The sequence below is a fragment of the Mycobacterium sp. NAZ190054 genome, from assembly GCF_001545925.1.
In the GTDB taxonomy this organism is placed as follows: Bacteria; Actinomycetota; Actinomycetes; order Mycobacteriales; family Mycobacteriaceae; genus Mycobacterium.
In genome coordinates this window covers 1-6,882 of sequence record NZ_LMVQ01000205.1, presented here as the reverse complement: position 1 = coordinate 6,882, position 6,882 = coordinate 1, and the positions used below count along the sequence as shown (strand labels likewise).

General features: G+C 69.0%; 6 protein-coding genes and 1 pseudogene. 4 read left to right on the top strand and 3 right to left on the bottom strand.

Annotated features, from left to right (window positions below; translation table 11 throughout):
• Positions 1-132: 132 nt before the first annotated feature.
• A pseudogene (locus ASJ79_RS15480) lies at positions 133-804 on the top strand (TIGR01777 family oxidoreductase); the annotation flags it as partial.
• Here ASJ79_RS15480 and ASJ79_RS15475 read toward each other — a convergent pair.
• On the bottom strand, positions 774-1,505 hold the full coding sequence (locus ASJ79_RS15475; RefSeq protein WP_067956642.1) for a type 1 glutamine amidotransferase: 732 nt from the start codon (positions 1,503-1,505) through the stop codon (positions 774-776). The pseudogene ASJ79_RS15480 and the gene ASJ79_RS15475 overlap by 31 nt on opposite strands.
• A 72-nt stretch (positions 1,506-1,577) precedes the next feature.
• Between ASJ79_RS15475 and ASJ79_RS15470 the strand changes: the two genes are divergently transcribed.
• Entirely contained in the window at positions 1,578-1,943 is a 366-nt protein-coding gene (locus ASJ79_RS15470; RefSeq protein WP_067956641.1) for a nuclear transport factor 2 family protein, read from the top strand.
• Entirely contained in the window at positions 1,940-2,782 is an 843-nt protein-coding gene (locus ASJ79_RS15465; RefSeq protein ID WP_067956639.1) for an SDR family NAD(P)-dependent oxidoreductase, read from the top strand. The genes ASJ79_RS15470 and ASJ79_RS15465 overlap by 4 nt, the downstream gene beginning before the upstream one ends.
• Positions 2,783-2,840: 58 nt before the next feature.
• Here the strand turns inward: ASJ79_RS15465 and ASJ79_RS15460 are convergent, their stop codons facing one another.
• Positions 2,841-3,668, bottom strand: a complete 828-nt coding sequence (locus tag ASJ79_RS15460) for a MerR family transcriptional regulator (protein ID WP_067956638.1) — start codon at positions 3,666-3,668, stop codon at positions 2,841-2,843.
• A gap of 64 nt (positions 3,669-3,732) precedes the next feature.
• On the opposite strand from ASJ79_RS15460, the gene ASJ79_RS15455 reads away from it, so the two are divergent.
• Positions 3,733-5,262, top strand: a complete 1,530-nt coding sequence (locus tag ASJ79_RS15455) for a GMC family oxidoreductase (RefSeq protein ID WP_067956636.1) — start codon at positions 3,733-3,735, stop codon at positions 5,260-5,262.
• A gap of 72 nt (positions 5,263-5,334) precedes the next feature.
• On the opposite strand, the gene ASJ79_RS15450 is transcribed toward ASJ79_RS15455, so the two are convergent.
• Complete coding sequence (locus tag ASJ79_RS15450; protein WP_067956634.1) at positions 5,335-6,558, bottom strand: cytochrome P450; 1,224 nt, start codon at positions 6,556-6,558, stop codon at positions 5,335-5,337.
• Positions 6,559-6,882: the final 324 nt, after the last annotated feature.

The window sequence follows — 6,882 nt, the reverse complement described above, 5'->3', positions numbered from 1 at the left end:
GGGGAGGTTTCGCCGGCACCTCCAAGGCCGCCGCGAGATGGTCGATAACAGTCATCAGACGCGCGCGGCGGTGCCCGTGTAGTCGACGTCGCGCTGCTGGATCCAGCTCATCAGCTGGCGCAGGTCCCGGCCCGTGACAGCCGCGTCGAGCCGACCCGGTTGCTGGCCGCGGCCGCCGTCTCGGCGCCGGATGGGCCCCGCACGTTCATCAGCGCCTCGGCGATCGGGTTCTACGGTCTCGACCGCGGTGACACGCCGCTGACCGAGAACAGCAGCCGCGGCGAGGGCTTCCTCGCCGACGTGGTCGCCGACTGGGAGGCGGCGACCACCCCGGCCTCCGACGCGGGGTTGCGGGTGGTCACGGTGCGGACCGGCATCGTGCAGGCGTCCGCGGGCGGCACGTTGCGCCTGTTACGCCCGCTGTTCGCGGCCGGGCTGGGCGGGCGGATGGGGAGCGGCCGGCAGTGGTTGTCGTGGATCGGTCTCGACGACGTCGTCGACGTGTATCACAGGGTGCTCTACGACGAGAACTTCAGCGGGCCGGTGAACGCGGTGGGCCCGGAACCGGTCCGCAACGCCGACTACACCCGGGAACTGGCCCGGGTGCTGCGCCGGCCCGCCGCGCTGCCGGTGCCGGCGCTGGGACCACGGATCCTGCTGGGCGCCCAGGGCGCCCGTGAGTTGGCCGAAGCCGGCCAGCGCGTGCTGCCGTCGAAACTGCTGGCGGCCGGCCACCCGTTCCGTCACCCCGACGCCGGGGATGCGCTGGCCCATCAACTCGGGCGGGGCCGATCCGCCACGTGAGTGAGAAAGCCGTGTACCAGTGCCTGGATCCTGCCCCGCGTCTCCTGGGCGAGATCGGTTGTGTGAGCGAGCAACTCGTCGTGACTCAACCCGGCTGCGAGGACTTCGCCGCTCCGGTCGGCAGCCAGCCAGATCTTGAGCAGGTCGGCGTCGATCTCGGGGTGGAACTGCAGCGCGAGGGTGCGGCCCAGCAGGAACGCCTGGGACGCATTGGGGGTGCGTGCGATCTCGGTGGCGCCGGGAGGCAGCGTCCACCGGTCGAAGTGCCATTGGAACCACGGCCCGCCGGGCACCACCTCGGGACGCTCGCTGAGCACGTCGTACCACCCGATCTCCGGTCGCGGCGAGCGTGCCACGGATCCGCCGAACGCCTGCGCCAGCAGTTGGCCGCCGAAACACACTCCGAGCAAAGCGATTCCGTCATCCGCGGCCTCGCGCAGCATCTGCATTTCCGTGCCGACCCAGGTCCGGCGTAGCTCGTCGTCGTACACCGGCCAGCTCGCACCCAGCGGAACGATCACGTCATAGCCGGCCGGGTCGGGGAAGCTCACCTCACCAGCGGGATGGTCGGCGCGGTCGGCCGGCACCACGTCGAACGTGTCGACGTCGAATCCGGCATCGGCGAACGCGTCTCCCAGCAGCGCCTCGGTCGCGATGTGTTCGTTGATCAGAAACAGAACCTTCGATGCCACACCGGCCATTATCACGGCACAGCGATCGCCGGCGCATCTCGCTGTTGACTCTCCCCCAGGGGGAGACACCACCGTGAGGGCATGACCACGAATTCACACCCCGACCCGACGATCGCCTGGGACGATCTGCCCGGTGCGGTCACCGCGTACCTCACCGCTCACCGGAACGGTGATGCCGTCGCCGCGCTGACGGCCTTCGCCGACGACGCCGCCGTCACCGACGAGGGGCACACCCATGCGGGCCGCCGAGCCCTCGCGGACTGGTTGAGCAGTGCCGGCGGCGAATACACCTACACCACGGAGTTCCGCCGGGCCGTCAGGACGGGCCCCGGCCGGTACGACGTGCTGCAGCGCCTGGAAGGGGACTTCCCCGGCGGTGTGGCCGACCTGCACTTCCGCTTCTCCGTGGCCGACGCGCTGATCACCCGGCTGGTGATCGAGCCGTGAAGACCTGGTTCGTCACCGGGGGCACGCCGGGGGGCTTCGGCATCGCGATCGCCGAGGCCGCCCTGGATGCCGGCGACCGGGTGGCGTTGACCGTGCGCCGACCCGCGGAGGTGCAATCCTGGGCACGCGGGTACGGGGACCGCGTGCTGGTGCTGACCGTCGATGTCACGGAGGCAGATCAGGTCCGGGGCGCGGTGCGCGAAGCCGAGCAGCGTTTCGGCGGCATCGATGTCGTGGTCAACAATGCCGGCCGCGGCTGGTACGGCTCGATCGAGGGCATGGACGAGTCCCGGATGCGTGCCATGTTCGAGCTCAACTTCTTCTCCGTGTTGTCCGTGCTGCGCGCGGTGCTGCCCGGCATGCGCGCCCGGCGGTACGGGTGGGTCGTGAACATGTCGTCAGTGGCCGGCCTTGTCGGCACGGTCGGTTTCGGTTACTACAGCGCAACGAAATTCGCGCTCGAGGCGGTGACGGAGGTACTGCGCGAGGAGGTGGCGCCATGGGGGATCAAGGTGCTCGCGGTGGAGCCGGGAGCGTTCCGCACCCGTGCCTATTCGGGCTTCGCCGACGAGCCTGTTCGGGAGCCGATCGAGGAGTACCGGCCGATGCTGGCGGAGGTTCGCGCCGCGATGGTCACCGCGGACGGCAAGCAACCCGGTGACCCCCGGCGTGGCGCCCGAGCGGTGATCGCCGCGATGGCGCAGGACCCGCCGCCACGGCGGCTGGTCCTGGGAAGCGACGGATTCGACGCGGTGGCCTCGGCCCTCGACGGTGCGCTGGCCGAACTCAGGGAGAACGAACCGCTCTCGCGGGGAGCCGATTTCCCGGCAGGGGAATAGCCGAAGCACGCTTGGCCGCCTACTTCTGGGGAGAATGCGATGAAGATCACCGGTGCGGTCAGGGCCTGACGTTGCGTTCGGGCGCGAGAGGAAAGACGGGCCAACCGATTTCCGTGCGCCACTCGGTGGGGTCCGCGGTGTCACGTGGGCCCACCGAATAGATCTCGTGGATCGGGCCGTCGACCGCCAGCGCGTGGGTGACCACCCAGGACCCGAGCCGGCCGTAGGTGACGTCGATGTCGTCGTGCGGGCCGGCGTGCACGGTGACGGCGAGGTCGGCCTGCGGCAGTTCGACGACCTCGATCCGGCCCGATGCGCGGGGGTTGCGGACTTGGCGGAACACGGTGAACATGCCGGCCCCGTGGGTGAACAGCGCGTTGTCGTATCGGCCGCCCGGCGGTCCGGTGTGTTCGTCCGGTCCGAAGGCCGCATCCAGTTCGGCCATCGCCGTGTCATACCAGGTCAACGAATCGCTCTCCGCGACAATGCCACTGATTGCCGCGACGGTGCGGGCCGGCGCCGAGCGGAGCTCCACCCGGAGGTCGGCCGGTTCCGGGTGCAGCAGGCGCTGCAGTGACACGACGGCGGCCCGGGTCCGGTCCAGCTCGGCCTCCAGTCTGCGGAGGTGACCCGAGATCACCTCGGCGCGTCGCCGTGGATCGTCGGCCGACAGGATCGATCCGACCTCGGCCAGCGGAACGTCGAGCTGGCGCAGCCGGTGGATCACCTGAGCGGTCGGGATCTGCTCGGCGGTGTAGTAGCGGTAGCCCGTGTGGTCGTCCACCCACGCCGGCACGAGCAACCCGGCCTCGTGGTAGCGACGCAGCGTGCGCACGCTCAGGCGCGTGATCGTGGCGAACTCACCGATCGTCAGTCCCTGCCGCATGGTTCTCCTGTCTGTGTCTCCCCATCTGCAACCTATCCAAAGTTTCACCCGAGGAAGGAAATCCATGGACCACTACGACTACATCGTGATCGGCGCCGGATCGGCGGGGTGCGTCCTCGCCGCCCGGTTGTCCGAAGACCCTGCCGCCCGTGTCCTGCTGTTGGAGTCCGGTTCTGAGGACACCATGCCCGACATCGCCACTCCACCGGTGTGGCCCACGCTGTGGGGAACCGACGTCGACTACGCCTACGAGACGGTCCCGCAGGAGGGCACCGCCGGCCTGCGGCACAACTGGCCGAGAGGCCACACCCTCGGCGGCAGCAGCAGCATCAACGCGATGGTGTACCTGCGCGGTCACCCCAACGACTTCAACTACTGGGCCCAAAGCGGTTGTGAAGGCTGGGATTACGAATCGGTGTTGCCGTACTTCAAGCGGATGGAGACCGTCGCGCAACGGGACGGGCACTACCGCGGGGCCGACGGTCCGATGTTCCCGGCGCCCGCCGCGCCGGCCGACGCGAACCCGCTGTCCGAGGTGTTCCTGCAGGGGGCCGCTGCTGCCGGGTTCCCGCTGACCGACGATTTCAACGGCCGGCACGCCGAAGGCGCAGGCTGGCACGATCTGTCGATCCGTGCGGGCAGCCGGCAGAGTACCGCCGCGGCGTACCTGCACCCGGTGTGCCGCACCAGGACCAACCTGACGGTCAGCACCCGATCTCGTGCCCGGAAGCTGCTGTTCGAGCGATCACGTTGCGTCGGAGTCGAATTCCATCGCGAAGGCCGGCTCCTGTCCGCCCGTGCCGGTACCGAGGTGATCGTCAGTGCGGGGGCTGTGGACTCACCGCGATTGCTACTGCTGTCCGGGGTGGGCCCGGCGGCAGAACTGGAAGCGGCAGGGGTCCCCGTGGTTCACGACCTGCCCGGGGTCGGGCGCAATCTGCACGATCACCCGTTGTGCGGTGTCGTCTGTGAGGCGGCGCAGCCCGTACCGGCGGGGCGGACGAACCTGGCCGAGACGTCACTGGTGTGGCGCAGTGATCCGTCGTTCGACGGCCCGGACATGCAGATGATGTTCATCCACGTGGCGTTCCATCCGGCCCATCTGTCGGCACCCGCGAACAGCTTCACCTTGGCGGTCGCCACGGTACCCGATTCCCGGGGTTCGATCCGGCTGGCCGGCCCGGACCCGGAGACCGCGCCGCTGATCGACCCGAACTACCTCGGAGCCGAGTCCGACGCGCGCCGCCTCATGCACGGTATCGACATGGCGCGCGAGATCGTGGCCAGCGCGCCGTTCCGGGCCTGGAACGCCGGTGAGGTGTTGCCCGGACCGGACATCGCCGACCGGAAATCGTTGCGGGATTTCGTCTCCCGGGCCACCGGCACCTACTACCACCCGGTGGGAAGCTGCGCGATGGGCACCGGATCCGACGCCGTGGTCGATCCGCGCCTGCGGGTGCAGGGCCTCGAGTGCGTGCGGGTGGCGGACGCGTCGATCATGCCGCGGGTGGTCGCGGTCAACACCAACGCCGCGACGATCATGATCGGGGAGAAGGTCGCCGACCTCATCCGGCAGGACGGGCGGTGCCGCTGATATGCGTAACCGGCAGACGCTGTGCCAGGTGATCGACCAGCTGGAGCCGTTCGAGCAGGCCTGACGGCAGCCCTAGCCGAACGCGATCGGCAACGACGAGGGCCCACTGATGCCGGTGAGCGGTTTCCACGACGACGGTCCGTCGCGCCGTATCGCCGGCAGACGCCGCGCCATGGTGGTCAGCGCCTCGACGAGTTCGATGCGGGCCAGATGGGCGCCGAGGCAGTAGTGCACGCCGCCGCCGAACGTCAACATCGCCGGAGCACCGCGGCGGGTGATGTCGAAACGGTCCGGGTCGGTGTAGACCGACGCATCGCGGTTGGCCGACGCCGTGTTGGCGAGCACCAGCGTGCCTGCTGGCACGGTGTATCCGGCCAGTTCGACGTCCTCGACCGCGACACGCAACGTGGTGTAGATGACGGGGGAGTACCGCATCGCCTCCTCGACCGCCGCCGGTGCCAACTCGGGATGTGCCGCGAGCAGTTCCCACTGCTCCGGGTGGTCGCTGAAGACCTCGACCGCGGCGGCGAGTTGATTGCGGGTGGTGTCGGTTCCGGCCATCAGCAGTGTCGCGGCCAGCGTGAGCAGTTCCGCATGGGTCAGCCGGTCGCCGTCGACCTCGGCGCGCATCATGTCCGACAGCAGGTCGTCGGTCAGCGAACCGCGTCTGTCGGCGACCATGTCCTCGAGGTAGGTCTCCAGCGCGCGCCACGCCCGCACGATCACCGGACCGTCCTGCACGACATTCCAGTCGAACACCTTGAAGATGTCATCGGCCCACGCCGACAACAGGTTCCAGTCCGCGCGGCGGGCGCCGAGCAGTTCACAGATGATCGGGATCGGGTAGTTCCTGGCGATGTCGGCCACCGCGTCGCAGCGTCCTTCGGTCGCCACGCGGCCGACCAGCCCGGAGATGACGTCGGTGCAGGTGCTGCGCAGACGTCCGGCCGCCCTGGGCGTGAATGCTTTTGCCACCAGCCGTCTCTGGCGGTGGTGTTCCTCGCCGTCGAGACTCAGCAGCCCCGTGACGACGATGTCCCACAGCTCGCCGGAGGTGACGCCCTGCACTGCCAGGGCGACACCCTTGGGAATCCGGAAACGGTCGTCACGCAGCACGGTGCGCACCGCGTCGTAGCTGAGCACTTCGGGGCCGTGCGGCCCCATCGCGACGGGCCCCTGTGCGCGGGCGGCCGCGATGAGGCGGTGTGCGTCGGCCGGGTTGCCGGCATGCTCGTAGGCGATGGTGGGCAGATCTGCGTCGAAGACGCTCTCGGCGGTGATGTCGTCGATGGTCACGGGTCGTCCCCCTGGGCCGCTGGGTACCAATGCTGCGAGTCTGGGCCCCTGGCCTGCGTGTGTAACGAGTGGTCGACTACCTGTTTCACGGTTCGAGGCGTCAGTCGACTACGCACCCGGCGGCGGAACGACCCATCCTCTCGACCGGCCAGGCTGATCGAAGAAGATCACCCTACCCAGCGACGTCATCGCCTCAACCTGAACCACCCCGGGTTTGATGCACACCTTCTTTCGAGGGAAGGTAAGGCGCATCATGCCGAAGAAGTACGACGATCAGTTCAAGGCCCGGGCGGTGCAGTTGGTCATCGGGCACACCGCGGAGTA

What these genes read in the sequence shown, in the direction of transcription:
- ASJ79_RS15475 (WP_067956642.1), bottom strand. Translation starts at nt 1,505, where the DNA reads ATGGCCGGTGTGGCATCGAAGGTTCTGTTTCTGATCAACGAACACATC.
- ASJ79_RS15470 (WP_067956641.1), top strand. Translation starts at nt 1,578, where the DNA reads ATGACCACGAATTCACACCCCGACCCGACGATCGCCTGGGACGATCTG.
- ASJ79_RS15460 (WP_067956638.1), bottom strand. Translation starts at nt 3,668, where the DNA reads ATGCGGCAGGGACTGACGATCGGTGAGTTCGCCACGATCACGCGCCTG.
- ASJ79_RS15455 (WP_067956636.1), top strand. Translation starts at nt 3,733, where the DNA reads ATGGACCACTACGACTACATCGTGATCGGCGCCGGATCGGCGGGGTGC.